The 26,819-nt window shown below is 66.9% G+C and carries 24 protein-coding genes; 13 read left to right on the top strand and 11 right to left on the bottom strand.

All coding sequences use genetic code 11. The annotated features are described in order from the left end of the window. Window positions 1-31: 31 nt before the first annotated feature. Together AABM56_RS04965 and AABM56_RS04960 are read left to right on the top strand one after the other, a co-directional pair. Window positions 32-1,420 carry a DUF2868 domain-containing protein gene (locus tag AABM56_RS04965; RefSeq protein WP_133862897.1) on the top strand — a complete coding sequence of 463 codons (1,389 nt, stop codon included), beginning with the start codon at window positions 32-34 and terminating at the stop codon, window positions 1,418-1,420. Beyond that, window positions 1,417-2,793, top strand: coding sequence for a GTPase/DUF3482 domain-containing protein (locus AABM56_RS04960; protein ID WP_347883875.1), 1,377 nt, complete (start codon window positions 1,417-1,419; stop codon window positions 2,791-2,793). The genes AABM56_RS04965 and AABM56_RS04960 overlap by 4 nt, the downstream gene beginning before the upstream one ends. On the opposite strand, the gene AABM56_RS04955 is transcribed toward AABM56_RS04960, so the two are convergent. From AABM56_RS04955 to AABM56_RS04940, 4 genes are all read right to left on the bottom strand, one after another. After that, window positions 2,790-3,683 (bottom strand): proline iminopeptidase-family hydrolase, encoded by an 894-nt coding sequence (locus AABM56_RS04955; protein WP_133862895.1) that lies wholly within the window; start codon window positions 3,681-3,683, stop codon window positions 2,790-2,792. The two genes, AABM56_RS04960 and AABM56_RS04955, sit on opposite strands and share 4 nt — an antisense overlap. 1,006 nt (window positions 3,684-4,689) lie before the next feature. Beyond that, window positions 4,690-4,851 carry a DUF2474 domain-containing protein gene (locus AABM56_RS04950; protein ID WP_133862894.1) on the bottom strand — a complete coding sequence of 54 codons (162 nt, stop codon included), beginning with the start codon at window positions 4,849-4,851 and terminating at the stop codon, window positions 4,690-4,692. Continuing rightward, window positions 4,851-5,873, bottom strand: coding sequence for a cytochrome d ubiquinol oxidase subunit II (gene cydB, locus AABM56_RS04945; protein WP_133862893.1), 1,023 nt, complete (start codon window positions 5,871-5,873; stop codon window positions 4,851-4,853). The genes AABM56_RS04950 and cydB overlap by 1 nt, the downstream gene beginning before the upstream one ends. Next, complete coding sequence (locus AABM56_RS04940) at window positions 5,870-7,315, bottom strand: cytochrome ubiquinol oxidase subunit I (protein WP_133862892.1); 1,446 nt, start codon at window positions 7,313-7,315, stop codon at window positions 5,870-5,872. The genes cydB and AABM56_RS04940 overlap by 4 nt, the downstream gene beginning before the upstream one ends. Before the next feature lie 303 nt (window positions 7,316-7,618). Here AABM56_RS04940 and AABM56_RS04935 point away from each other — a divergent pair, with 303 nt between their 5' ends. From AABM56_RS04935 to AABM56_RS04920, 4 genes are all read left to right on the top strand, one after another. Beyond that, window positions 7,619-8,848: an MFS transporter gene (locus tag AABM56_RS04935; RefSeq protein WP_166655943.1), complete on the top strand. Its 1,230-nt coding sequence runs from the start codon at window positions 7,619-7,621 to the stop codon at window positions 8,846-8,848. Between the two features lie 132 nt (window positions 8,849-8,980). Continuing rightward, entirely contained in the window at window positions 8,981-10,627 is a 1,647-nt protein-coding gene (locus AABM56_RS04930) for a methyl-accepting chemotaxis protein (protein WP_347883874.1), read from the top strand. Between the two features lie 84 nt (window positions 10,628-10,711). After that, complete coding sequence (locus tag AABM56_RS04925; protein WP_347883873.1) at window positions 10,712-11,515, top strand: SDR family oxidoreductase; 804 nt, start codon at window positions 10,712-10,714, stop codon at window positions 11,513-11,515. Next, on the top strand, window positions 11,508-13,337 hold the full coding sequence (locus AABM56_RS04920) for a glycoside hydrolase family 15 protein (protein ID WP_187978526.1): 1,830 nt from the start codon (window positions 11,508-11,510) through the stop codon (window positions 13,335-13,337). The genes AABM56_RS04925 and AABM56_RS04920 overlap by 8 nt, the downstream gene beginning before the upstream one ends. 169 nt (window positions 13,338-13,506) lie before the next feature. On the opposite strand, the gene AABM56_RS04915 is transcribed toward AABM56_RS04920, so the two are convergent. The 3 genes from AABM56_RS04915 to AABM56_RS04905 form a co-directional block, all read right to left on the bottom strand. Beyond that, on the bottom strand, window positions 13,507-13,848 hold the full coding sequence (locus AABM56_RS04915; protein WP_347883872.1) for a DUF86 domain-containing protein: 342 nt from the start codon (window positions 13,846-13,848) through the stop codon (window positions 13,507-13,509). Continuing rightward, complete coding sequence (locus AABM56_RS04910; protein WP_133862887.1) at window positions 13,845-14,135, bottom strand: nucleotidyltransferase family protein; 291 nt, start codon at window positions 14,133-14,135, stop codon at window positions 13,845-13,847. Before AABM56_RS04910 ends, AABM56_RS04915 begins: the two co-directional genes overlap by 4 nt. Before the next feature lie 66 nt (window positions 14,136-14,201). Continuing rightward, window positions 14,202-14,606 (bottom strand): response regulator, encoded by a 405-nt coding sequence (locus tag AABM56_RS04905; protein ID WP_347883871.1) that lies wholly within the window; start codon window positions 14,604-14,606, stop codon window positions 14,202-14,204. A 247-nt stretch (window positions 14,607-14,853) separates the two neighbouring features. On the opposite strand from AABM56_RS04905, the gene betT reads away from it, so the two are divergent. Both betT and AABM56_RS04895 read left to right on the top strand, forming a co-directional pair. Continuing rightward, entirely contained in the window at window positions 14,854-16,818 is a 1,965-nt protein-coding gene (gene betT, locus AABM56_RS04900; RefSeq protein ID WP_187981318.1) for a choline BCCT transporter BetT, read from the top strand. Window positions 16,819-16,947: 129 nt separating this feature from the next. Further along, window positions 16,948-18,018 (top strand): AbrB family transcriptional regulator, encoded by a 1,071-nt coding sequence (locus AABM56_RS04895; RefSeq protein WP_347883870.1) that lies wholly within the window; start codon window positions 16,948-16,950, stop codon window positions 18,016-18,018. Window positions 18,019-18,039: 21 nt separating this feature from the next. Here AABM56_RS04895 and AABM56_RS04890 read toward each other — a convergent pair whose 3' ends face one another. Continuing rightward, window positions 18,040-18,300 (bottom strand): hypothetical protein, encoded by a 261-nt coding sequence (locus AABM56_RS04890; RefSeq protein ID WP_133862885.1) that lies wholly within the window; start codon window positions 18,298-18,300, stop codon window positions 18,040-18,042. A 205-nt stretch (window positions 18,301-18,505) separates the two neighbouring features. Here AABM56_RS04890 and AABM56_RS04885 point away from each other — a divergent pair, with 205 nt between their 5' ends. Beyond that, entirely contained in the window at window positions 18,506-20,044 is a 1,539-nt protein-coding gene (locus tag AABM56_RS04885; RefSeq protein ID WP_263259773.1) for a sensor domain-containing diguanylate cyclase, read from the top strand. Window positions 20,045-20,072: 28 nt separating this feature from the next. Here the strand turns inward: AABM56_RS04885 and AABM56_RS04880 are convergent, their stop codons facing one another. Then, the gene (locus AABM56_RS04880; RefSeq protein ID WP_133862883.1) at window positions 20,073-21,092 is read right to left on the bottom strand and encodes a GGDEF domain-containing protein; all 1,020 of its coding nucleotides are present in this window, start codon (window positions 21,090-21,092) and stop codon (window positions 20,073-20,075) included. 340 nt (window positions 21,093-21,432) lie between these two features. On the opposite strand from AABM56_RS04880, the gene AABM56_RS04875 reads away from it, so the two are divergent. Both AABM56_RS04875 and AABM56_RS04870 read left to right on the top strand, forming a co-directional pair. After that, the gene (locus tag AABM56_RS04875) at window positions 21,433-22,245 is read left to right on the top strand and encodes an HDOD domain-containing protein (protein WP_218568720.1); all 813 of its coding nucleotides are present in this window, start codon (window positions 21,433-21,435) and stop codon (window positions 22,243-22,245) included. A gap of 124 nt (window positions 22,246-22,369) precedes the next feature. Further along, window positions 22,370-22,642, top strand: a complete 273-nt coding sequence (locus AABM56_RS04870) for a hypothetical protein (RefSeq protein ID WP_133862881.1) — start codon at window positions 22,370-22,372, stop codon at window positions 22,640-22,642. An 81-nt stretch (window positions 22,643-22,723) separates the two neighbouring features. On the opposite strand, the gene AABM56_RS04865 is transcribed toward AABM56_RS04870, so the two are convergent. Continuing rightward, on the bottom strand, window positions 22,724-22,978 hold the full coding sequence (locus tag AABM56_RS04865) for a hypothetical protein (RefSeq protein WP_133862880.1): 255 nt from the start codon (window positions 22,976-22,978) through the stop codon (window positions 22,724-22,726). A gap of 152 nt (window positions 22,979-23,130) precedes the next feature. Between AABM56_RS04865 and AABM56_RS04860 the strand changes: the two genes are divergently transcribed. Further along, window positions 23,131-23,898, top strand: a complete 768-nt coding sequence (locus AABM56_RS04860) for a hypothetical protein (RefSeq protein ID WP_133862879.1) — start codon at window positions 23,131-23,133, stop codon at window positions 23,896-23,898. A 3-nt stretch (window positions 23,899-23,901) separates the two neighbouring features. Here AABM56_RS04860 and AABM56_RS04855 read toward each other — a convergent pair whose 3' ends face one another. Beyond that, a complete protein-coding gene (locus AABM56_RS04855) occupies window positions 23,902-24,675 on the bottom strand; it encodes an NAD-dependent deacylase (RefSeq protein ID WP_133862878.1) in 774 nt (257 codons plus the stop codon). 196 nt (window positions 24,676-24,871) lie between these two features. Here AABM56_RS04855 and AABM56_RS04850 point away from each other — a divergent pair, with 196 nt between their 5' ends. After that, entirely contained in the window at window positions 24,872-26,800 is a 1,929-nt protein-coding gene (locus AABM56_RS04850) for an AAA family ATPase (RefSeq protein ID WP_133862877.1), read from the top strand. Window positions 26,801-26,819: the final 19 nt, after the last annotated feature.

Raw genomic sequence — 26,819 nt, 5'->3', positions numbered from 1 at the left:
CTCGGCGTCTTTGCCGCAAGGGCGTCGACGCGTGACCGCACTCCCCTCTCCCGCCTTCGAGGATCTCTGGCTCACCGAAGCCCTGCGCCTGACCGAGGAAGACAGCGGCCCGCTGGAAGACGCCGAGGCCAATCGCCAGGCGCGTGCGGCCGGTGGCCCCTTCGAGTCGCGGCTGGTGACGCGCGCCCGTCTGCTCGGCCAGCGCGACGGCCTGCTGGCGGCGCGGCGCCGCTGGCGCCAGGGTGCGCTGCTGGCCGCCTGGCTGCTGGGCATCGTCGCGCTGTTCTGCGGCGCGGGACTCGCCGCCGGGGCCCTGGGTGATGGCAGTCGCCCGGTCAATGTGTTCTGGGCGCTGGGCAGTCTGCTCGGGCTCAACCTGCTCAGCCTGCTGGTCTGGACCCTCGGCCTGCTGGGCGGCGGCCGCCAGCTGGCCTCGCCGCTGGCGCGCCTCTGGCTGTGGCTCTCCGGCCGCCTGGCGCGCGATGCCCGCGCCCTGCACCTGGGGCCCGCGCTGGTCGGGCTGCTCGGCCGCGCCCGTCTGCTGCCCTGGGCGCTGGGCGGGCTGGTGCACGGTCTCTGGCTGCTGATCCTCGGCAGCGCCCTGGCCACCCTGCTGGCCCTGCTTTCCGGGCGCAGCTATCTGTTCGTCTGGGAGACCACCTTGCTTGGCAGCGACACCTTCGTGCTGCTCACCCAGGTACTCGGCGCCCTGCCCCAGCTGCTGGGTTTTCCGCTGCCCGATCCGGCCAGCATCGCCGCCAGTGGCGATGCCGCCAGCCCCCTGGCCACGGCACGTCAGGCCTGGGCCGGCTGGCTGCTGGGCGTGGTGCTGGTCTATGGCCTGCTGCCACGGCTGCTGTTGACCCTGCTCTGCCTGTGGCGCTGGCGACGCGGTCGCCAACGGCTGCGGCTGGACGTCGAGCGCTCCGGCTATCTGCAACTGCGCGAACGCCTGCTGCCCACCAGCGAACGCCTGGGCGTCAACGACGCCGCCCCCGCCCACCTGCCCCAGCAGAACGCCGGCGGTCTCGCCCGCATCGGCGACGAGGCGCTGCTGGTGGGCATCGAACTCACCGACCATACCTGGCCGCCGCCGCTGCCCGAGGGCGTGCGCGATGCCGGCATCCTTGACGATGGCCAGGGCCGGCGCCATCTGCTCGAACAGCTGACCCGCTATCCGGCGCGCCGCCTGCTGATCGCCTGCGATCCGCGCCGTTCGCCGGATCGCGGTACCCTGGCCTTGCTGGCAGAATTGTCACGCTGTGCCACGGCGACCCGCGTCTGGCTGTTGCCCGCGCCCCTGGGCAGCAAGCTCGATCCGGTCCGCCTGGACAACTGGCGGCAGGCGCTGGACGCCCTGCGTCTGGCACACTGCGCCGGCGATCTCGAAGAACTGGCCTGGCTGGAGACGAATCCATGAGCGGCCCCCTGCGCCTGGCGCTGGTCGGTCACACCAATGTCGGCAAGACCTCACTGCTGCGCACCCTGACCCGCGACATCGACTTCGGCGAGGTCTCCCATCGTCCCAGCACCACCCGCCATGTCGAGGGTGCCCGATTGTCGGTGGACGGCGAGGCCCTGCTGGAGCTCTACGATACCCCCGGCCTGGAAGACGCCATCGCCCTGCGCGACTACCTGGAGCAACTGGAAAGACCCGGCGAACGCCTGGACGCCGCCACCCTGCTCGATCGCTTTCTCGACAGCGTGGAAGCCCGCCAGAGATTCGAGCAGGAGGCCAAGGTGATCCGCCAGCTGCGCGCCTCCGATGCCGGGCTCTATGTGATCGACGCCCGCGAGCCGGTGCTGGCCAAGTACCGCGACGAACTGGCGGTGCTGGCTGGTTGCGGGCGGCCCCTTGTGCCGGTGCTCAACTTCGTCGCCGCCGACGGTCACCGCGCCGACGACTGGCGCGCCATCCTGGCCCGTCTCGGCCTGCACGCCCTGGTGCGCTTCGACAGCGTCGCCCCGCCGGCGGATGGCGAGGCGCGTCTCTACGAAAGCCTGGCGACCCTGCTGGAAAGCGGCCGCCCGGCGCTGCAACGGTTGATCGCCGACCATGCCGAGCAGGCCCGCCGCCGCCATCAGCAAGGCGTGCGGCTGATCGCCGAATTGCTGGTGGACGCCGCCGCCGCCCGGCGCAGCGTGGCGCCGGGCGAAGCCGAGGTCAGTACCGCGACCGCCGAGTTGCGCGACGCCCTGCGCACCCGTGAACAACGCTGTGTGGAAGAACTCTTGCGGCTGTTCGGCTTTCGCCCGGGCGATGCCCATGCCAGCGACCTGCCGCTGCTGGACGGCCGCTGGGGCGATGACCTGTTCAATCCGGAAACCCTGCGCCTGCTCGGCATCCGCCTGGGCGGCGGCGTGGCGGCCGGGGCGGCTGCAGGGGTCGGTCTGGACCTGCTCGCCGGCGGCCTGACCCTGGGCGCCGCCACGGTACTGGGCGCCCTGGCCGGCGGCCTGGCGCAGACCGGCGGCCACTATGGCCGGCGGCTGTTCGGCAAGCTGCGCGGCGGACGGGAACTGTCCATCGACGACGCCGTGCTGCGCCTGCTGGCGCTGCGGCAGCGTCAGCTGCTGGCGGCGCTGGAAATCCGCGGCCACGCCGCCCAGGGTGCCATCGAAGTGGCCGCGCCTGACGAGCAGCGCTGGCGCGAAGGCAAGCTGCCCGCCGCCGTGCAGGTGGCCCGGGCCCATCCGGAATGGTCGGCGCTCAATCCGCGACCGCGCCTGCAGGCCGACGACCGCCAGACCCGCATCGACGAGATCGCCGCGGCCCTCGACGCCGAGGCCTAGCGGCCTTCCACCTCGGCGAGAAAGATCGCCACGGTGGCCATGCAGGCCTCGCGTTCTTCCACGTGGGGCATGTGACTGGAGTTCTCGAAGATGCGCCAGCGCACGTCCGGGATGAGTCGATCGAAGGGCTCGACGCAGGCCGGCGTGGCCTCGTCGTGACGCCCGGAGATCAGCAGCGTCGGTACCTGGATCCGCGCCAGCCGCTCGATCACGCTCCAGTCCCGCAAACTACCGATCACATGGAACTCGGTGGGGCCATTCATGGCGTGATAGACGGTGGGATCGGCGTCGATGGCGGCGAAGGTCCGCGCCACCTCGGCCGGCAGCGGCTGCACCCGGCAGACATGGCGGTCATAGAAGACCTGGCTGGCGGCGCGGTACTCGGGCGAGTCGGTGGTGCCGGCGGCCTCGTGGCGCTCCAGGGTGGCCTGCACCACGGGCGGCAATTCGGCCCGCAGCCCTGTTGCCGCCGCGCGCCAGAGCGCCATCGACGCAGGCGAATTGGCGATGATCAGCCCCCGCAGTCCTGCAGGCTGAAGCACCCCGTGCTCGGCAGCCAGCATTCCGCCCCAGGATTGGCCAAGCAGCGCGTACTGGCCGATACCCAGGTGGCGCAGCAGGTTGTTCAGCTCGTCGAGAAACAGCTCCACCGTCCAGAATCCCGGATCGATGCCGCGCAGGTGAGTGGAACGGCCATTGCCCAGCTGGTCGTAATGCACCACCGGCCAGCCGTGCTCGGCCAGGTCCTTGAAGCTGTCGACATAGTCATGGGTGCAACCGGGACCGCCGTGGGCCACCACCAGCGGCAACCGCCCGCTGGCCAGCTCACCGGTGACCCGGTACCAGGTCTGGTGGCCTTGGAAATCGACGTAGCCTTCTTGAACCTGCATGGATGCCTTCCTCGTCGCGATGGGAACGGGGTCAGGCTAGCGGGCGGGCGGCAGGGGGATAACTGGGAAAAGTTGTAGGTTTGGGGAGTTTGGCTGATTCGCGGAACCAGTGGATTCCCTGTGCTGATGGTCCCTGTACGCCGGATGCCTCCTCCACACTAGACCGCCCCCCTCCGCTTGCGGGGGAAGGCTGGGGTGGGGGGCTCTCGCCAAGCTGACTCTCGGTGTATTAGGAAGCTTCTTATTCCGCTCCCGCCGGGCGGGTCATTTTTTTCAGTCGCAAAAAAAGTAACCAAAAACGCTTGCCCTGGTCATCCGGCCCGGCGCTACGCGCCGCGTTCCCTCGCTCCGCCGTCCTTCCGGCGGGCCGTCGTCGAAGGGCCGTCCTGGCCCTCGACGCCTTTCGCGGCATCCTTGCCGCTCACCCACCTACAGAACGGCTGTGCTCGGCCTACTGAACAGGGCGCTGGGTGCCGGCTGAAGGTCCCTTTGAAAACTGGTCAGCTCTTCGCGTTTTTCGGTATGGCATTAAGCAATAGTGCCAAGAAGACGTACTACGACGGGCCAACACAGACCGAATAACTCGAAGTGTCAGCCGGCACCCCAGTGCCCCGTCTGGCCGGCCGAACGGCAGTGTCGCGGAAGCGGGTGAGCGGCATGGATGCCGCGAAAGGGGCCGAGGGCCAGGACGGCCCTTCGGCCCCGGCCCGCTGGAGCGGCGCTGACGTGAGGGCATCCTGCGCAAGGCGCAGGACCGGCCAGTCGGGGCGAGCGTTTTTGGTTACTTTTTTTGCGACTGAAAAAAGTAACCCGCCCGGCGAGGGCGGAACAAAAGCCTACCGAGCACACCGCAAATCAGCTCGGCAGGTTGAGCCACCCCCCACCCCAACCCTCCCCCGCAAGCGGGAGAGGGGGCGTCTGGCGTAAAGGGTAGCTTTCCAGCACAGGATCGTGCCCTGCGTAGGGTGGATGACGGCGCAGCCTCATCCACCAACACACGGAAGGGTCAGTGCGACTTGAGCCCCGCCGCCGTCAGCACCAATCTCAGCACCCAGGCCACCACGCCCAGCGCCACCAGACTGCAGGCCCAGATGGCGGCCATCCAGGCCAGCCGCTGCCAGAGCGGCTTGTTGTCCGCGGAATTGGGTTCGCGCGAGCGGCCGACCATCAGTGGTAGCCCTCCCCCGCGCGGACCTTGCCGCGGAACACGTAGTAGCCCCAGAAGGTGTACATCAGGGTGATGGGGATGATGAACAGGGTGCCGATGAGCAGGAACAGCTGGCTCTGCGGCGGCGACGAGGCCTCCCAGATGGAAACGCCCGGCGGGATGATGTTCGGCCAGAGGCTGATGCCCAGACCGCTGTAGCCGAGGAAGATCAGCGCCAGGGTCAGCAGGAAGGGCGCATGGTGCGAGTCCTCGCGCAGGATGGCGCGCAGCAGGGCCAGGGTCACCACGCCCACCAGGATCGGCACCGGCAGGAACCAGACCAGATTGGGCATGCTGAACCAGCGGGCGGAGATGGCCGCCTGGCTCAGCGGGGTCCAGATGCTCACCACCGCGGTGAAGGCCAGCAGCAGGAACAGCAGCGGCTTGGTCAGGCGGCGCATGGTGGCCTGCAGCGGACCCTCGGTCTTCATGATCAGCCAGGTGCTGCCCAGCAGCGCATAGGCGGCGATGACGCCCAGGCCGCAGAACATCGAGAAGGGCGTCAGCCAGTCCAGCGGACCGCCGACATACTGGCGATTCTCCACCGGGAAGCCTTCGATGAAGGCGCCCAGGGCCACGCCCTGGCAGAAGCTGGCCAGCAGCGAGCCGAAGATGAAGGACTTGTCCCACAGGGCTTCCTTGCCTTCCTGGACCTTGAAGCGGAATTCGAAGGCCACGCCGCGGAAGATCAGGCCGATCAGCATGAAGATCAGCGGCAGGTAGAGCGCCGGCAGGATCACCGCGTAGGCCAGCGGGAAGGCGCCATAGAGCCCCGCCCCGCCGAGCACCAGCCAGGTCTCGTTGCCGTCCCAGATGGGCGCTACGGTGTTCATCATGACGTCGCGATCTTCCTTGCCCTTGACGAAGGGGAAGAGGATGCCAATGCCCAGGTCGAAGCCGTCCATGACCACGTACATCATGAGACCGAAGATGATGATGATCGCCCAGATCAGCGGGAGGTCGATGCCAGGGATGCCGTTCATGTGCGGTCTCCGGTCAGCTGGTCATTGGGATTGTCTTCTTCCAGGCCGCCATCGGCGCCGGACAGCGGACGCTTGGGATGACGATCGGTGCCCGGGCCGCCGGAGGTGGGCAGGTCGCCTTCACCGGTATGCGGACCCTTGCCGATCATGCGCAGTGCATAGAGGGTGCCGATGCCGAACACGGCGAAGTAGACCACCACGAAGGCCACCAGGGTGATGCTCAGCTGGGTGACGCTGTGGTTGGACACCCCGTCTTTGGTGCGCAGGAGGCCGTAGACGATCCACGGCTGGCGGCCCACCTCGGTGGTGAACCAGCCGGCCAGCAGGGCGATGAGGCCGACCGGCCCCATGCAGGTGACCAGGCGCAGGAAGCCGCGGGTCTCGAACAGTTTGCCGCGCCAGCGCAGCCAGGCACTCCACAGGCCGGCGGCGATCATCAGCATGCCGAGGGCGACCATGATGCGGAACGACCAGAACACCACATAGGCCGGTGGCCGGTCTTCCTTGGGGAAGTCCTTGAGCGCCGGGATCGGCTCGGTGAGGCTGTGCTTGAGGATCAGGCTGCCGAGCACCGGGATCTCCAGCTTGAAGCGGGTTTCCTCGCGCTCCATGTCCGGCCAGCCGAACAGGATCAGCGGGGTCGCCTCGCCTGGGGGGTTCTCCCAGTGGCCTTCCATCGCGGCGATCTTGGCCGGCTGGTGCTCCAGGGTGTTGAGGCCGTGGGCGTCGCCGACGAAGGCCTGGATGGGCGCCACCAGCAGGGCCATCCACATGGCCATGGAAAACATCTTGCGCACCGCCGGGTTGTCGTTGCCGCGCAGCAGGTGCCAGGCCGCCGAGGCGCCGACCAGGAAGGCCACCGACAGGTAGGCGGCGATGGTCATGTGCGCCCAGCGGAAGGGGAACGACGGGTTGAAGATCACCGCCAGCCAATCCACCGGGACGATGCGCCCATCGACGATCTCGTAGCCGCTCGGGGTGTGCATCCAGCTGTTGGAGGCCAGGATCCAGAAGGTCGACATCAGGGTGCCGATCGCCACCATCACCGTCGAGAAGAAGTGCAGGCCGCGGCCCACGCGATTCCAGCCGAACAGCATGACGCCGAGGAAGCCGGCCTCGATGAAGAAGGCGGTGAGCACCTCGTAGGTCAGCAGCGGGCCGGTCACGGCGCCGGCATAGTCGGCGAAGCCGCTCCAGTTGGTGCCGAACTCGTAGGCCATCACCAGACCGGACACCACGCCCATGCCGAAGAAGATCGCGAAGATCTTCAGCCAGAAATGATACAGATCCTTGTAGACATGGTTGTCGGTCTTCAGCCACAGCCCTTCGAGCACGGCAAGAAAGCTCGCGGTACCGATGGACAGCGCCGGAAAGACGATGTGGAAGGACACGGTGAAGGCGAACTGGATCCGGGCGAGATCCAGGGCTTCGAGGCCGAACATAGCTATTCCTCTCAGGCACGCCGGCCGTCGAGAGCAGCCGGTCGAGTTGACGCTGACCGAGGTTCGAACCTCCGGCGTCGCCTGGGGTTCGAGCGGGACGCTAAAAAGGCGCCGCCGCCGCTAGCCCAAAGGACCAGGTCGGAAGCTGACGTGGATCAACGTCAGGCTTTAGGATAGTCCTCCTCGATACATTTGCTTACGTGGTTCGATGTCGCATCGGGCAGGCTGTCGCACCCCGCAGTTGTATGACGATCAGCCTCGGGGTGGCTTAAGATGCTGCCTCTGCCCTCGCGAGCCCCAGTCATGTCCGGCGATACCCTGCAGCTGCGTCACCACCGTCCCTTCGTCGCCTTCTGGTTCGCCCGCATCTGTACCGCCGGCAGTTTCCAGATGCTCACCGTCGCCATCGGCTGGCACCTCTATTCCCTCACCGGCAACGTGCTCGACCTCGGCCTGGTGGGGCTGGTGGAATTCCTGCCGCGGGTGCTGTTCATGCTGCACACCGGACATGTCGCCGATCGCTACGACCGCCGCCGGGTCGCTGCCCTCTGCCAGACCGGCCAGGGGCTGATCGCCCTGGTACTGCTGGTGGGCAGCCTCAACCAGGCGGTGACCCGCGAGCTGATCTTCATCCTGGCCTTCTGCCTGGGCACCGCCCGCGCCTTCGAGCAGCCCACCACCCAGGCGCTGCTGCCCAACATCGTGCCACCGGCGATCTTTCCCCGCGCCATCGCCGCGGCGGCCTCGGCCATGCAGGGCGCCACCATCATCGCCCCGGCGCTGGGCGGGCTGCTCTATGCCCTGGGCGCCGCCTGGGTCTATGGCCCGGCGCTGGTGCTCTATGGCATCGCCATCCTGCTGGTCTCCAGCCTGCCGGCGCGGCAGACGCCCAGCCAGAAGGAAAAGCCGACCCTGAACAACCTGCTGGCCGGCATCCGCTTCATCAGGAGTCGCCCGGACGTACTCGGCGCCATCTCCCTGGATCTGTTCGCCGTGCTGCTGGGCGGCGCCACCGCCCTGCTCCCGGTGTTCGCCGCCGACATCCTGCTCACCGGCCCCTGGGGCCTTGGCCTGCTGCGCTCGGCACCCGCGGTGGGCGCCCTGGGCATGTCCTTTCTGCTCGCCTACGTCAGCCTCAATCGTCACGTGGGCCGCATCATGTTCGGTTCGGTGGCGCTGTTCGGCGTCGCCACCATCGCCTTCGGGCTATCCACCTCGCTGTGGTTCTCGCTGGCCACCCTGGTGGTGCTGGGCGCCGCCGACATGGTCAGCGTGGTGATCCGCAGCTCCTTCGTGCAGCTGGAAACCCCGGATGCCATGCGCGGCCGGGTCAGTGCGGTCAACGGGCTGTTCATCGGCGCCTCCAACCAGCTCGGCGAATTCGAATCGGGGGTCACCGCGCACTTCTTCGGCACCGTGCCGGCGGTGGTGCTGGGCGGCGTCGGCACCCTGGTGATCACCGGGGTCTGGATGAAGCTGTTCCCGGGCCTGGCCAGGCGCGACCGGCTGACGGAGCCACGCGACGACGGTTGAATGCTGGCCAGTCGCGCTGGCACGGCCACTCATCCCGAGGCCATGACCGCTCGCCCCGGAAAAGAGTTATCGCGCAAACCTTTACCACAAAATGTGATCCATATCACATTCCGATAGATTCCTGAGGTTTCCATGCGCACCCCTCTTTCCATGGCCGCCCGCCTGGGCCTGGGCTTCGGCCTGATCCTGGTGCTGATGCTGCTGATCACCCTCGTCGGCGTCCAGCGGGTCGGCGTCATCGATGACACCCTGACCGCCGTCAGCCAGGGCGCCAGCGTCAAGCAGCGTTACGCCATCAACTTCCGCGGCAGCGTGCACGACCGCGCCATCGCCATTCGCGATACGGTACTGATCCACGACGCCGCGCCCCTGGCCAGCCGCCTGGCCGACATCGATCGCCTCAAGGCCTTCTATCGCCAGTCCGCCGAGCCCATGGATCAGCTGTATGCCAGCCAGGGCGCCACCGCCGAGGAACAGCGCCTGCTGGCGGCCATCAAGGACATCGAAGGCACCGCCCTGCCGCTGACCGATCGCCTGCTGCAACTGCGCCAGGGCGGTGATCTGGAAGGCGCCCGGATGTTCCTGCTGGAGCGCGTTTCGCCGGCCTATGTCGAATGGCTCAAGCGTATCAATGCGCTCATCGATCATGAGGAAGCCATCGCCAGCGGCCATCTGGCCGAGGTCCGCGGCATCGCCGGTGGCTTCCGCTGGCTGATGCTGGTGACCTGCGCCCTCGCCCTGCTGCTGAGCGTGACCGTCTCCATTCTGATCATCCGCCAGATGGGCGCGACCCTGGGCGGCGAACCCCATGTCGTGGCCGCCGCCATCCGCCGGCTGGCCGAGGGCCGCCTGGACGAGCGCCCCGCCACCCGTCATCCGGACAGCGTGATGGGCACCCTGGGCAGCGCCACCGCGCACCTAGGCGAGACCATCGTCCAGGTCCGCCATACCGCCAGTTCGGTCGCCGCCGCTGCCGCCCAGTTGCAGGACACCGCCCAGACCAACCAGCGCCACACCGATGTGCAGTCCAACCAGGCCCAGCACATGGCCGCCGCCGTCACCGAGCTGGCCGCCACCATCGGCGAGGTCGCCGGCTACGCGGCCCAGGCCGCCCAGGCCACCGGCAACGCCAGTGCCCAGGTGGACACCGGCAACCGGCTGGTCGCCAGCTCCGGCCAGGCCATCGGTCAGCTGGTGCAGGCCCTGGAGCAGGCCAGCGTCACCGTGCAGCAGGTCTCCAGCGACAGCGCCAGCATCGAGAACATCGTCGCCGTCATCAACGGCATCGCCGAGCAGACCAACCTGCTGGCGCTGAATGCCGCCATCGAGGCCGCCCGCGCCGGAGAACAGGGCCGCGGTTTCGCCGTGGTGGCCGATGAGGTCCGCAACCTGGCGACCCGTACCCAGGAATCGACCCGCGAGATCCGCGGCATGATCGCCACCCTGCAGGAAGGCGCCGGACGCGCCGCGGCGCAGATGGAAGAGAGTCGCGGCCAGGCCCACGAGACCGCCGAGCTGACCCAGCGCGCCGTCGCGGCCCTGGCAGCCATCCAGGCGGACGTCGGCTCGGTGAACGCCATGAATGCGCAGATCGCCACCGCCGCGGCGCAACAGACCGCCGTGGCCGAAGAGGTCAACGAAAACATCAATCGCATCCACGCGGCCACCCTGGAAACCGCCAGTGGGTCGCAGCAGATCGCCGGGGCCAGTCGTCAGCTGGCGGAGCTGGCCGAAGACCTGGAACGCCGCATGAGTCTGTTCCGCACCACCCGTGCCTGAACATCCGGCAACGCTCGCGGGCTGAACCTAGACGCGAGCGCAACGGTCAGCAGTCAAACACCTTTTCCGCGCAGGAGTCTGTACATGCAGCTTTCCCTCAACGGCCAGGTCGCTCTGGTCACCGGCGGCAGCTCCGGGATCGGCGCCGCCGTTGCCGAAGCCCTGGGCAAGGCCGGTGCCGCCGTCGCCATCAACTACCATTCCCATGCCGAACCTGCCGAAGACCTGGCCAGGCGCGTCCAGGACGCCGGAGGCCGTGCCATCGCCGTGGGCGGTGACGTCGGCGACGAGGACGCGGTCAAGGCCCTGTTCGAGCGCACCCTGGAAGCCTTCGGCCGCCTGGACATCCTGGTCGCCAACTCCGGTCTGCAAAAGGACGCGGCGGTGGCCGACATGTCCCTCAAGGACTGGAACACGGTGATCAACACCAACCTCACCGGCCAGTTTCTCTGCGCCCAGGCGGCGATCCGCCAGTTCCGCAAGCAGGGCCGCGACGAGAACATTTCCCGCGCCCTCGGCAAGATCATCCACATGAGCTCGGTGCACGAGGTCATTCCCTGGGCTGGACACGTCAACTACGCCGCATCCAAGGGCGGGGTCAATCTGCTGATGCGCAGCCTGGCCCAGGAAGTCGCCGCCGAGGGCATCCGCGTCAACAGCATCGCCCCGGGCGCCATCGCCACCGCCATCAATGAAGAGGTGACCGGCGACGAGGCCAAGGCCCGCGAACTGCTCAGGCTGATCCCCTACAAGCGCGTCGGCCATGTCGACGACGTGGGCAACGCGGCGGTCTTTCTCGCCAGCGACCTGGCCGACTACATCGTCGGCACCACCCTGTTCGTCGACGGCGGCATGTGCCTCTATCCGGGATTCGAAGACAATGGCTGATTCCACCTCCGTACAGGGTCGTCGCAGTATCGGTGCCCACGGTGTCATCGGCGACCTGCGTACCTGCGCCCTGGTCGCCACCGACGGCACCATCGACCACTTCTGCTGGCCGAATCTGGACAGCCCCTCGGTGTTCGCCGCCCTGCTCGACTCGGAAAAGGCCGGCTATTTCAGCCTGGCGCCGGTCTGGGAAGACGCCCGCGAGCAACAGCTCTACCTGCCGGATACCAACATCCTGCAGACCCGCTGGCTGTCGGCGGAAGGGGTCGCCGAGATCACCGACCTGATGCCGGTGTGCAGCAGCGAAGATACCAAGCCGCGTATCGTCCGCCGCGTACAGGTGGTGGCCGGCCGCTGCCGCTTCCGCCTGGTCTGCGCGCCGGCCCACGACTATGCCCGCGCCGAGACCCGCGCCCGCCTGGTGGACGGCGGCGCCCTGTTCGAGGCCGCTGGCCAGCCGACCCTGCGCCTGGCGTCAAGCGTCACCCTGCGGGTCGACGGCAATGCCGCATCGGCCGAGTTCGAACTGGAACAGGGTGAGCAACTGGATTTCGTCTTTGGCTGCAAGGAAGACGACAAGGTCGTCGCCGGCCAGAGCGATCTCTGCTTCGAGGACACCCTCTCCTACTGGACTTCCTGGGCCGCCAAGAGCCATTACCAGGGGCGCTGGCGCGAGATGGTCACCCGCTCGGCCCTGGCGCTGAAGCTGCTGACCTCCTGCAAGCACGGCTCCATCGCCGCGGCCGCCACCTTCAGCCTGCCCGAGGCACTGGGTGGCGAGCGCAACTGGGACTATCGCGCCTCCTGGATCCGCGACGCCTCCTTTACCGTCTACGCCTTCATGCGCCTGGGCTACACCCAGGAAGCCAAGGATTTCACCCACTGGGTGGGCCAGTGCGTGGAAAACAGCCACAACGCCCCGGAAAAACTGCAGATCATGTATCGCCTGGACGGCGGGCTGGACCTGCCCGAGGAAACCCTCGACCACCTGGCGGGCTATGCAAACTCGAGTCCGGTGCGCATCGGCAACGAGGCCTACAAGCAGGTCCAGCTGGACATCTACGGCGAGCTGATGGACGCCATCTACCTGTCCAACAAGTATGGCGAAGCCATCTCCCACCATGGCTGGAAGGACGTGGTGCGGATGATCGATCACGTCTGCGAACACTGGAACCAGCCCGATGCCGGTATCTGGGAGATGCGCGGCGATCCCGAGCACTTCCTGCATTCACGGCTGATGTGCTGGGTAGCCATCGACCGCGCCATGCGGCTGTCGGTCAAGCGCTCGCTGCCAATGCCCTATGAACGCTGGTACGCCGCGCGCGCCGCCATCCAGGAAGACATCTGGGACAACTTCTGGAACGCCGAACTGGGTCATTTCACCTCGACCCGCCACGGCAAGAGTCTGGACGCCGCCCTGCTGCTGATGCCGCTGGTGCGCTTCGTCAGCGCCACCGATCCCATGTGGCTGTCTACCTTGGACGCCATCAAGACCAACCTGGCCTACGACGGCATGATCCGCCGCTACAACCCGGTCGACACCCCGGCGGACAACCTCAAGGGTGAAGAAGGCGCCTTTGTCGCCTGCTCCTTCTGGTACGTCGAATGCCTAGCCCGCGCTGGTCGCGTCGACGAAGCCCATCTGGAGTTCGAAAAGCTGCTGGGCTACGCCAATCCCCTGGGTCTCTATGCCGAAGAACTGGACAAGCGTGGCTACCCCCTCGGCAATCTGCCCCAGGCCCTGTCGCACCTGGCGCTGATCAGCACCGCCTTCTTCCTCGATCGCAAGCTGAGCGGCAAGGATCCGCAATGGCAGCCGTAGGGCGAGCCAATGCGGCCATGGCGGTCCTCGATGCGGCTGCCCCTGTGGGTGCCCCCCCGATAGCGGATCGCGATCTTGCTCGCTGGAGCTGATAAAGCAGGAAACCCGCTCGGACAGCCCCCTCTCCCCCTGGGAGAGGGTTGGGGTGAGGGCACAGCGAGCTACCAGGCTACTTTCCCGGTAACAAACGCAGTTGCTCCAGAAGCTCCGGTAGAGCGGTAACCACGGTTTCCCAGACGACATCGATATCGATGTCGAAATAGCCATGGGCGATACGGTTGCGCATACCCCTCATGCTGCGCCATGGAAGGTGCGGATGCATTTGGGTGAAAGCCTCGTCCGCGATCATGATATTGGTCGCCGCTTCGCCAATGATGATCAGGCTCATGACCACCGCTTGCTGTGTCCGGCGGTCCTCCAGGAAGTCTTCCCGAGTGAGGCCCTCGATAAAGCCTACGGCTTCGCCGGCCGCCTGTTGCATATGAACCAGATAGTCCGCTGTGCGATTCATATCGGTCGTGCTGCCAGCAGGACCTGAGTGCGAAAAGATCCGGGCAGATCGGCAGGGGTCACCAGATCCACAGGAACGCCCAGCAACTCCTCCAGCTCATCCTGCAGGCCTCCCAGATCAAACAAGGTCGCCCCCGGCAATGCGTCTACCAGCAGATCGAGATCGCTGCCGTCCTGATCGGTACCGTCCAGGACAGAGCCAAATACCCGCGGATTGGCCACGCGAAAACGCGCTGCAGCGTCTCGTATTACTGCGCGTTTGAGGTCTAAGGCTAAGGAAGGTCGCATGGCATGACTCAAGCTGGATCAGCCCTCGAATAGTCGGCCATAGGTCCCGACTTTTCAACCGCCCCCTCACGCCACCCGACTCTGCCCCAGCACCTCGTTGACGCAATTGGCCATGTCGTCGATATGCCAGGGCTTGGGCATGAAGCGGGTGCGGCCGGCGCCGCGGGGGACGGTCAGGCGATCGCCGGAGGTAAGAATCACCGGGATGTGCGGCCAGCGCTGAGCGACCAGTTGGGCCAGGGCCTCACCATCCAGGCGTCCCGGCATGCGCACGTCGGTGAAGAGCACGTCGATGCGGGCACCGTTCTGTTCCAGATAGCTCAGCGCCGCATCGGCGGTCGACATGGCCACTACCTGGAGGTCCACCAGCGACTCCAGGGCCTCGGTGGCCAATTCCCGCAGCAAGGGTTCGTCCTCTACCAGAAGCAGTAGTGCACGATAGGAGCCGAAGGGAGAAGATGCCTGAGTCATACCCAACAGACTTTGCCAAGAGGTCACGGTTCTGACCATTCGGCCCTGGCTAGACCAAAGTCGACCACCGGCATAAGCAAGCCTTCTAAGCGGCAACTTTCAACGCCTCGCTGACTCGAAGCGTTCACCTCGGGGGCCTCCTGTGGTATTCTTTTTTAATCGAACGATCAATTAAAAAAGCATTCTTCCCTTTGGCAGTCTGCAAGGAGTCCTCATGAGTGCAACGCCCTCATCCGGCACCGTAAAGCTGAATCCTCCCGCCTTCTATTGCGCGGCCGCAGTGATCCTGCTGTTTTCCCTGGTGGTCATCGGCCGTCCCGAGCAGGCTGGCGCCTGGCTGCTGCAGGCCCAGACCTGGGCCGCCAATACGGTCGGCTGGTACTACCTGCTGGCCATGTCGCTCTATCTGGTGTTCGTGGTGGTCACCGCGCTGTCCGGCTACGGCAAGATCAAGCTCGGTGCCGACCACGACCAACCCGAGTTCAGCTATCTGTCCTGGGCCGGCATGCTGTTCGCCGCGGGCATCAGCATCACCCTGTTCTTCTTTTGCGTATCCGAACCCCTGACCCACTTCGCCCAGCCCCCGGCCGGTGAAGGCGGCAATCCGGCAGCCGCGCGCCAGGCCATGCAGATTCTCTTCCTGCACTGGGGCCTGCACGGCTGGGGCGTGTTCGCCCTCGTGGCCATGGCCCTGGCCTACTTCGCCTATCGCCACAACCTGCCGCTGGCCCTGCGTTCGGCGCTCTATCCGCTGATCGGCAAGCGCATCAACGGGCCCATCGGCCACGCCGTGGACGCCTTCGGCATCATCGCCACCATCTTCGGCCTCGGCGCCGACCTGGGCTTCGGGGTGCTGCACCTCAATGCCGGCCTCGACTACCTGTTCGGCATCAGCCACAGCCACTGGGTGCAACTGATCCTCATCGTGCTGATGATGGGCGCGGCCATCGCCGTGGCCGTGTCCGGTGTCGACAAGGGCGTGCGCATCATGTCCGACATCAACATGGTGCTGGCCGTCGCCCTGCTGCTGTTCGTGCTGTTCGCCGGTCCGACCCAGCACCTGCTCAACACCCTGATCCAGAACATCGGCGACTATCTCTCGGCCTTGCCGGGCAAGAGCTTCGATCTCTATGCCTATGACGAGCCGTCCGACTGGCTGGGTGGCTGGACGGTGTTCTACTGGGCCTGGTGGATCGCCTGGGCGCCCTTCGTCGGGCTATTCATCGCGCGCATCTCGCGCGGTCGCACCATCCGCGAATTCGTCTTCGGCGTGCTGTTCATCCCGCTGGGCTTCACCCTGGCCTGGCTGTCGATCTTCGGCAACAGCGCCCTGGAGCTGGTCCTCGGCCAGGGCATGACCGGCCTGGCGCAGACCGCTCTCACCGATCCGGCCATGGTCTTCTATCAGGTGCTGGAAACCTATCCGGCCAGCCGCGTGGTGATCAGCGTCGCCGTGCTGGTGAGCTTCGTCTTCTTCGTCACCTCGGCCGATTCCGGCACCGTGGTGCTCTCGACCCTGTCGTCCACCGGCGGTGAGGCCGATGAAGACGGTCCCAAGTGGTTGCGGGTGTTCTGGGGCGCGGCCGTGGCCCTGGTCACGGGCGGCCTGCTGTTCGCCGGCAGCATGGATGCGCTGAAATCCGCGGTGGTGCTGACCTCGCTCCCCTTCTCGGTGGTGGTGCTGCTGATGATGTGGGGGCTGCACAAGGCGCTGCACCTGGAATCCCAGCGCCAGCGGGCGCGGCTGCACTCGCTGGCGCCGGTGGCGACCAACGGCAAGGCCCGCCATGGCGGCTGGCGCCAGCGGCTGTCCCAGGCGGTGTACTTCCCTTCGCGGGACGAGGTCTATCGCTTCATGGACAGCACCGTGCGGCCAGCCATGGAAGAGATGGTCGAGGTCTCGCGGGAGAAAGGGTTGGTGGTGGAGACCCAATTCGACGCCACCAACGCCAACCTGCAACTCATCATCGGCCATGGCGAAGAGCATCCCTTCATCTACCAGGTGATCATGCAGGGCTACTTCACGCCCTCCTTCGCCCGCGCCGGCATCGGCGGCCTGCACCTGAAGAATCGGCGCTACTACCGCGCCGAGGTGCACCTCACCGAAGGCAGCCAGGACTACGACCTGGTGGGCTACAACCGCGAGCAGATCCTCAACGACATGCTCGACCAGTACGAACGCCATCTGCAGTTCCTGCACCTGGTGCGCTAGCCAACGGTTTTTTCAGTGACTGAAAGGCCATTGAAAGCGACAAAGGTCGTATAATCGTCTCCGGGGTCGACCCCGTGTCGGCCCCGGGGTCGGTACGCCGCGCCGGTCCCCCGCCGTCCGGAGACCGCCTTGCCCACCCCGCCTGTCCCCTCGCCCTATCCTCCACTGCTGCAATGGCTGGCCCTGATCCTCTGCTCCGCCCTGGTCGGCGGCGGACTCAGCTGGCTGCAAGTACCCGCGGCGCTCTTTCTCGGCCCCATGCTGGTGGCCATCGGCTTTGGCGTCTGCGGCGCCACCATTCGCCTGCCACGGCGGCTGTTCCAGACCGGCCAGGGCGTGGTGGGCTGCCTGATCGCCCATGCCATGACCGCCGCAGTGCTGCTCACGGTCGCCGAACACTGGCCGGTGATGCTGCTGGCCACCGCCCTGACCGTACTGCTCAGCCTGCTCACCGGCGCCCTGCTGGTGCGCTTCGGTGGTCTGCCCGGCAGTACCGCTGCCTGGGGCACCACGCCTGGCGCCGCGGCCGCCATGGTGGCCATGGCCGAGGAATACGGCGCCGACCCCCGCATCGTCGCCACCATGCAATATGTCCGGGTGGTCTGCGTGGTGCTGATCAGTGCCCTGGTCGGCCGCTTGCTGGGCGCCGAAGGCAGCGGCACCGGGCATCAGGCGACGGTAGTCAGCCTGGACGGCCACTTCGCCTTCAACCTGGCGCTGACCCTGGCGGTGGCCCTCGCCGGCAGCTGGCTGGGCGGCCGGCTGTTTCCTGCCGGTGCCCTGCTGCTGCCGATCGCCCTGGGCACGCTGCTGCAACTCAACGGCTGGCTGGATATCACCCTGCCCCATCTGCTGCTCGCGGCGGCCTATGGCGCCATGGGCTGCTATGTCGGCCTGAGATTCGACCGGGCCACGGTCGCCTATGTCTGGCGCGCCCTGCCCAAGATGATCTTCGCCTCACTGCTGCTGATCGCGCTCTGTGCCTTCTCGGCCCTGCTGATGGCGAAGCTGATGCACGTGGACTTTCTTACCGCCTACCTGGCGACCAGTCCGGGCGGACTGGATTCCATGGCCATCATCGCGGTGGATGCCCATGCCGATGTCGGCCTGGTGCTGGCCATGCAGGCGCTGCGCCTGATCGGGGTGGTGCTGACCGGGCCGTTGCTGGCCCGGCAACTGGTCAAGCTGGCCCCCAGCTAGCACGAGCCGAGGGCCCGGCCATCAGGCCGAGCGGCGACGCTCGACCTGGGCAGTGATGTTGTAGCCCTCGGCGGCATGACCGCGCACTACTACCCGGGCATCCGGATAGAACCCCTTGAGGCGCTGTTCGAAGAGAAAGTAGATTTCCGCGCCGACCCGGATCTCCGCAGGATCGGTCAGGGTCAGGGAAAAGTTGCGCACGGGATCGGCGGCATGCTGCGGCTCGTTCTCCTCGATGCGCTGCATGGCGTCTTCGACGATCTGTTCGGCGATCTGCGACATCTTTGACCTCCCGGTCGGGCAGTTGGCTGGGCGCCATCCCAAGGACAGCTATATCGCTAGTGACCACGGCTGTGACGCGAGGATTCGTACGCTCTGCAAGATTCCGACGAAACTGTAGACTTGTCTGACTTTTATCCCCGTGTAGTGGCCTGAATCGCCCGGCGCGCGGTCTCCTGCACACCGAGGACGAGGAAGCTTTCCCGCCATGGTCGACGCCGACGATACTCCCCTCCCGCCGCGCAACCCGGCCACCCAGCGCCGGGCGCTGTGGCTGCTGGTCTGTGCCGTCGCGGTGATCCTGGCCCTGGAGTCCTGGCAGGTATGGCGCAATTACCAGAACGCCTTCGCCAGCGCGCGCAGCGACGTCGGCAACATCGCCCTGGCGGCGGCGCAGCATGCCGACGACGCCATCAAGGAAGCGGATTCGCTGCTGGTCAGCATCCGCGACCGCCTGGAGGATCAACCCCTCGATCACCTGGACCGCCCCCGGGTGCATCGCCTGCTGGCGCGCCAGGCCGCCCTCCTGCCGCAACTGCACGGGCTGTTCATCTACGGTCGCGATGGCGAATGGCGGGTGACCGACAAGAGCAGCGAGCCGCCCCGGGCCAACAATGCCGATCGCGAGTATTTCCAGTTTCACCGCCAGCACGCCGCCGACGTACTGCACGTCGGCACGGTGATCGAGAGTCGCAGCACCCACGAGTTGATCATCCCGGTATCACGCCGGCTGGAAGACCGCGACGGTCGCTTCGCCGGTGTCCTGCTGGCCACCATCCGCCTGCAGTACTTCGTCGACTACTACGAGCGCTTCAAACTGGACGCCCGCGGCGCCATCACCCTGGCGCAGGACGATGGCACCCTGATGGTCCGCCGGCCCTATGTGCCCGAGCACGTCGGCACCCCGCTGGCCAGCAGCACGCTGTTTCGCCAGTACGTGACCCAGGCCCCCAGCGGTACCGCCCTGGTGCGCGCCATGCTCGACGGCCGCGAACGCCTCTATGCCTTCCAGCATCTGGAAGGCTATCCGCTGGTGGCGCTGGCCGGTATCTCCCGGAGCGACATCCTCGCCAGCTGGCGCCAGGACATGCTGAGATCGGTGACGGTGGTGGGCCTCATCATCGTCGGCATGCTGGTCTTCGGCTTCAGCCTGCTGCGCGAGATCCGCGCCGGCGAACGCAGCGCCGTGGCCCTGCGCCAGGCCCATGACGAGTTGCACCTGCTGACGCTCAAGGACAGCCTGACCGGGCTGGGCAATCGTCGGCAGTTCGACAACCTGCTGCCGGTGGAGCTGGCCCGGGCGCAACGCAACGCCCAGTCGCTCAGCCTGCTGATGATCGACATCGATCACTTCAAGGCCTACAACGACCACTACGGCCATCCCGCGGGCGATCGCTGTCTGCAGGCGGTGGCCGGCGTGGTGGCCTCGGCGGCGCGCCGCCCGGGCGACCTGGCGGCGCGCTACGGCGGTGAGGAGATGGTCCTGCTGCTGCCCAACTGCGACGAAAGCGGCGCCCAGCGGGTGGCCGCCACGGTCCAGGAACGCCTGCAGGTACTGGAGGTGGCCCATGCCACCAGTCCCTTCGGTCGCATCACCGTCAGTCTCGGCATCGCCGTCCAGCCGCCCGGCCAGACCCCGCCGCCCCAGCCCGCCGACCTGCTGACCAGCGCCGATGCCGCGCTCTACCGCGCCAAGCACCTGGGCCGCAATCGCACCCATCCGCCGCTGGAAGATCAGGGGCTCTAGGCGTGGCCCGGGCGCCGTGCGGACGGGCCTAGCCGCAGATCATGCCGCCGCGGTAGTGCACCCGGTCCTTGCCGGCGCGCTTGGCCTGATAGAGCTCGCCATCGGCCTGCTTGAGCAGCTCCGAGGGCTGATAGCCCGGGGCGAGGCGCGCCACCCCGGCGCTGAAGGAAAAACAGCTGCCGGTACAGGTGCTGCTGCGGATATCGTCCAGCAGCGCCTGCAGTCGCTGCGCCAGCTGGCGCTCATCCTCGGCCTGCAACAGCACGCCGAATTCCTCGCCGCCCAGGCGTCCGAAGTGTCCACCCGGGAAGTGCCTGCCCAGGGTAACGGCCATCTCCCTGAGCACCTGGTCCCCCACGTCGTGGCCGAATCTGTCGTTGATCCGCTTGAAGTCGTCGATGTCGAGCATGACGAAATACCAGGACGGCGATCCCTCTCGGCAGACCTGCTCCATGTCCAGCATCAGTGCGCGGCGGTTGCTGATCCCGGTGAGGGCATCGGTTTCCGCCTGCAGCCGATAGCTTTCCTTGAGTTCCAGGGTGCTGGCGACGATGCGGACGAAGGTGGCATTGAGCAACAGCCCCAATGCCAGGCTGGCCCCCAGCATGACCACGAACAGCGGCAGGGCCGCCGCGGTGATGGTGTCCAGTTCGCCATAGAACAGCAGCAACCAGACCGCCGCGGCGGCGATGCCGTAGTCGAGCACATGGGAAAACAGAATGGTCGAGCCGAGGATGATGACGATGGCCATGGGAATCATCCAGGCATGGCCAGCCTCGCCCATGCCGAGGATCTGGAAGCGAAAGGCCAGGGCCTCGAACAGCACGAATACCAGGGCGAACATGCGCCAGACGGCGAAACGCCGGGCGGTGGTCATGGCCAGGCAGGAGCCGATCATGCCGGCAAAGGCCAGCCAGCCCCAGGCCGGTACCCCGGCGGTCAGGAAGGGGTTAATCAGCGTGCTGATCAACCAGCCCAGGATGCCGGTGCTCTGCGCCAGCACATTGGGCAACTGCAGCATCTGGCGAATGTGAGTCTGATAAGTCATTGCACAACTCGAACGCCAAATTTAGTGGCCAACTGATATCGCTGGATGCTATCCCATTCGTGGCCCGTCGTCGGCGGAAAGCGGACTCAAGCAAGACAATAGACGTCTGGTTATCGCTTCGCCCATCACTGGAACGCATAGGACCACGGCCGCGCACGGATCGAGCCAACGGACGGCGGCGAAATGACGCCACCGGTCAGCTCATCCTGCAACCCGCAGCGCCCGGCCCGCTAAGCTCATCGCTGCGGATTCTCGGCTAGGCTTGGCAGCGCCCAGGCCGTCGTTCATGCTTTCAGCGACTTATCAGTTCCCACCTTCGGTATAGAACAAACCAGGCGCCATCATGGAAATCGATGCTCTGTTCGATCACCTGCATACCCTTCCCAGCATTCCCAAGGTGGCTCAGGAGCTGATCCAGCAGTTCGACGATCCCAACAGCAGCATCGAAGACGTCGCCCGCAACCTGGCGCTGGATCCGGTGCTCTCGGCCAAGGTCCTGCGCCTGGCCAACTCGGTGCGTTTTCGTGGCGTGCGACCGTCCACCAGCATCGAAGGCGCCGCCATCCGCCTGGGCTTCGACGCCCTGCGCACCTTGGTGCTGGCCTCGGCGGTGACCGCGGCCTTCCGCCACAACCCCAGCTTCGATCCGCGGGACTTCTGGCAGCACAGCTTCGATGTGGCCAGCATCTGCCGCGTCCTCGCCCGCCAGGCCGGTGCCGATCCCGAGACCGCCTTCACCTGCGGCATGCTGCACAGCATCGGCGAGTTGCTGATCAGGACCGCGGCACCCGACATCGCCGTGCGCATCGACGCCGAGCAGCGCGCCCCGGTGCCGGCCGACCAGGCCATCGGCTTCGGCTATCCGGAGGTGGGCGCCGAGCTGGCCCGCCGCTGGCAGCTGCCGGTGGTGATCCAGCATGCCATCGCCTACCAGCTGCATCCCCAGGATGCGCCCGAGGATTCCGCTCCAGCGCGCATGGTTGCCCAGGCGCGCCTGATTTCCTTTGTCCTGCGGCGGCACGGCGGCATCAACGACCAGGCCAAGGCGGCGCTGGCCAATCCGCTGCTGGAAGGCGTGGATCTGGAGCTTCTGCTGGGCGAACTGCCCGAGGTGATAGAGGCGGACAAGGCCTTCGGTACCCTGATCAACTGACCGGCCGTCCCCTGCACGGGCAGCGCCACCGCCTGCATCACAAATCTGCCAGCCGGTCATGGCAAAAGTCGAACGGGTAGCCCAAGAATCGGTCGAAGCGTTATAGCTGACAGGAGTGATTGCGATGGCCGAGCCGCTGAAGTTCACGGATGCGAACACCATTATCAAGGGCGCTTTTCAACCGATGCTGTGCGCCATGACCGCCCAGGATCAGGCGACCTTCAACGTCGAGGTCTATGCGCCCAACGGTACGGCGCTCCTGCAACGCCGCATCGCGCGGGTCGATCTGCTGGACAACTCCCTGCTGGAAGCCTTCATCTGCGACAGTCGCGCCCGTATCGAGCGGGCCACCCATGAGCGACTCGACTGGCAGGTGCGCTACACCCGCGCGTGCTGAACCCGCGCCTGCTGAGGCTTTTCCGCCGTCACAGGCTGCGATCGAAAAAAGGCGCCCCGAAAGGCGCCTTTTGTTTGACCATCAATCGTTGAGCACGCGCTTCTGCTGGCTGCCCTGGCCCTTGGTGGCAGGCGTCTTGTCGGCCTTCTTCTGGGTGGACGGCGTGGCGCTGGAGGTATCGTCCGCGCTGTCTCTGTTGCTGGTGTTGGAGCTGCCCGGCGCGCCGATGCCGTTGCCAGTCACCCCGGCGTCGTTGTTGCTGCTGGCGGCCAGGCTGGGACCGGCCACCAGAGCCAGGGCAGCGCTCAGGGCAAGGATCAGCGGGGTCTTGCGCATCTTGGTGTCCTCCGGCCGCGAAAGGAAGGGTGTCGCGGGCTGCACCCTGATTGATTAGGCCAAAGCCCGGGCCAAGCGTTCCCGCCTTCCTATAGACTAACGGCCATCCCGCCGCACCCCGACAGGTGCTGCCGTCGCATTCAGGAGTTGCCGTGAAGCACCGTTACCTCATCGTCGATCGCACCGCGCTCGATACCCCCGCGCTGTTCGACTATCTGTCCGAGGCGCCGCAGCACCGCGTCATCGTTTCCGGCAGCACGGCCGAGCAACTGTTCGCGGCTGAGCTCTGGCCGCGCCTGCGCGAACGCCTGGCGCCCCACGCCGAGCGCTTCTTCTTCGCCGACTCCAGCGGTCCGTTGCTGCAGGCCGAGCTGGAAGGTCGCAAGCCCGGCCTGCTGGACCGCGAACTGACCCTGGCCTTCAAGCAGGCGGTGACCGCCGACGCCGAGGACGATCGCGTCCTGGTCCGCATTCGCCGCGAATTGCTCGATACCGACGACGATTACCAGACCAACCGCCGCATCTTCCTCAACAGCCTGCTCGGCCAGATGCGCCGCGCCCTGCCGGCGGGCGCGGTGACCACCGGCAACTGGCAGGACGCCGTCCGCCAGGCCATCGCCGCGGCCCAGCAGGGCCTGGCCAAGGGTTTCGCGCCGGGACTGGCCGATGCCCCCTTCAAGGTCTTTCTCAAGGCCTATCCGCTGGCGGCGCGCTATGTCGCCCAGCTCGCCGTGCTGCTGATCACCGCCGGGCGCCAGGACAACGACGTCCTGATCGACCGCTTCGTCGCCCAGGATCCGGCGCTGGTCGCCACCCTGTTCGACGGCCTGCTGACCGAAGATGACGAGCAGCGTCAGGCTTACACCGCCCTCAAGCGCACCCTGGATACGCTGGGGACCGGTGGCCAGGCGCTGCACTAAAGGCTAGAGGCGCTCCAGCAGCGCCGGCAGAATCATCCCGGCTGCGCCCAGCAGCTGCCAGTCACCCTTGAAATCCGCCGCCGGCTGCGGATCGATGCGCACCACCGTGGCGCCCTGCTGGCGCGCTACCCCGGGCAGACTGGCTGCCGGCTGCACCAGCCCCGAGGTGCCGACCACCAGGCAGAGGTCACAGCGCTCGGCCAGGGCCCAGGCGCTGGCCAGGGCCTCTGCCGGTAAAGCCTCGCCGAACCAGACCACCCCAGGCCGGGCCAGACCGCCACAGGCGGGACAGAGCGGCGGCGCCACGAGTTGCTCCGCCGATTCCGGCAACGCCGGCGCTGCCAAGGGCTGCGCACACGCGAAGCAGCGCGGCGCATGCAGGCTGCCGTGCAGATGAATCACCTCGCGACTGCCCGCGCGCTCGTGCAGGTCGTCGACATTCTGGGTGACCAGGCGCAACCGCCCGTGCTGCCGGCCCCAGTCCGCCAGGGCACGATGCGCGGGATTGGGCTGGGCCGCCAGCACCTGGGCACGTCGCCACTCGTACCAGCTCCAGACCCGCACCGGATCCTCGACGAAGGCTTCGGCCGTGGCCAGTTGCGCCGGATCGAAGCGCGCCCAGAGCCCGGTCAGGGCCTCGCGAAAGGTGGCGATGCCGCTTTCCGCCGACACGCCGGCACCGGTCAGGACCAGCACCTCGTCGGCCTGGCGCAGGTGTTCGAGCAGCACCGGCGGCAACGCGGCGAGACCGTCGCGACAGTCGATGGGATTGGGCATGGAAGCGTTGACTCCTGACATCTGCGGCAAAACAACAGGGTCTTGCGGACCGCGAAAAAGACCGAAAGTGTGACGTTACTCGACGGATGGTGAGTCCACTCATCGTTTTCCGGGGAACTGAGGTTCACCCTTTTCGCCACAGGCCGATAATCCGGGAGTCCGCGTCCGATGTCGCTCCTACCCTAACGGTATGTGAATGAAGAAGTCCGTCGTTTCCAAATATCCGCGCCTGCTCATCGCCGGCGCCCTGGCCCTCATCACCGTCCTCAGCCTGGCCAGCTGGCTGTGGCTCACGCCCAGCACGCCGGCGCCTACCGCCACCGCCATGCTCGCCAGCGTGCAGCAGGCTCCCGAACACTGGACCCAGCAGCCACGTGATCTCTCCGTGCTGCTGGGCGATCTGCGCGCCAAGGCCATCACCGGCGCCGTGATCGGTGATCACACCCTCTACATAGACACCAATCGCGGCGAGCACTACGCCGTGGCCGACAACGGCGGGCGCATCGCCGATCGCCTGCTGGCCGACTACGCCACCCAGGCCGAACCGCTGTTCCCGGTGGCCACCTGGAGCGAATCCGGGCAGCGTCATCCCTGGCTCGACGCCCTGCTGATCAACCTGCCGGGCTACCTGCTCCTGCTGTTGCTGGCCATTCCCCTGGCCCTGAGATTCGCCAGCCCCTTCAAGCTGCATCGCAAGGGCACCGGCATCTCCTTCAAGGACGTGGTCGGTGCCGCCGAAGCCAAGCGCGCGCTGGAAGACGTCACCACCTGCCTGCGCAATCCCGCGGCCTTCGCCGCCCTGGGTGCCCGTCCGCCCAAGGGCGTGCTGCTGACCGGCGAGCCCGGCACCGGCAAGACCCAGCTGGCCAAGGCCCTGGCCACCGAGTGCAACGCCCACTTCATCCAGGTGACCGGCAGTGACTTCTCCTCGATGTTCTTCGGGGTCGGCATCCAGAAGGTCAAGTCGCTGTTCCGCACCGCGCGCAAGAAGGCGCCCTGCATCATCTTCATCGACGAGATCGACGGCATCGGCCGCCGCGCCGAGCAGTCGCGTTCCAGCGATGCCGAGGCCAACCGCATCATCAACCAGTTCCTCACCGAGCTGGACGGCTTCGACGGCACCAGCGGCGTGCTGGTGCTGGGCGCCACCAACTTCGCCGATTCCCTGGATCCGGCGCTGCGCCGCGAAGGTCGCTTCGACCGCACCATCGCCGTGCCGCTGCCGAGTCTGGAAGACCGCCGTGCGCTGTTCGAACTCTATGCCGGCAAGCTGCCCTGCGCAGGCGAGCTGGACCTGGCCGCCCTCTCCCGCGGCACCGTGGGCCTGACCCCGGCGGCCATCGCCTACATCAGCAACCACGCCGCCCTGCTGGCCGCGCGCGAGAACGCCAGCGCCGTGACCATGGCGCACTTCGTCGAGGCCATCGAGACCTGCCGCATCGGCGAGCAACCGGTCGGCGTCACCCCGCTGGGTTCGGCCGAGCGCACTCGCATCGCCGTGCACGAAGCCGGTCACGCCCTGGTCGCCGCGGTGCTCAACGTCGGTCGGGTGGAAAAGGTCACCCTGCTGCCCCGTGGCCAGGCCCTGGGCGTGACCCTGATCACCCCCACCGAAGACAAGCGCCTGCACCTGAAGTCGGAACTCGAAGGCCGCATCCAGATGCTGCTGGCCGGTCGTTGCGCCGAGCAGCTGTACTTCAACGAGGTCTCCTCGGGTGCCGCCCAGGACCTGCAGGAAGCCTCCAAGCTGGCGCTGTCCATGGTCGCCTCCCTGGGCATGGGCCCGAGCGGCTCGCTGCTCAGCCTGCAGGCCCTGCGCGACGCCGGCATCGAGTTCGACGCCGGGCCCAGCATCGCCTCTGCCGATCAGCTGCTGCACAGCCTGGATCACCGCTGCCTGGCGCTGATCACCGAACTCAAGCCGGCGCTGGACGACATCACCGACCAGCTGCTGCGCGACGAGACCATTCCCGGCAGCGCCGTGGCCGAAGCCATCGCCCGCGCCAGCGGCCTGGAAGCCTGCGGCGCCCTCAATCGCGCCCTGGCCTTCGTGCCGGAGCGTTCGACTGATTCGCGCGCGGGTGACAGCGAGCCGAGCATCGCGGCGGCCTTCAAGGGCGAGTGACGCCCACGACGCCTTGAAA

The sequence above is a fragment of the Pseudomonas aestiva genome, assembly GCF_039908605.1.
GTDB classification, from domain to species: Bacteria; Pseudomonadota; Gammaproteobacteria; order Pseudomonadales; family Pseudomonadaceae; genus Chryseomonas; species Chryseomonas aestiva.
The sequence above is the reverse complement of the archived record's forward strand: the minus strand, read 5'-3'. Positions and strand labels throughout refer to the sequence as shown.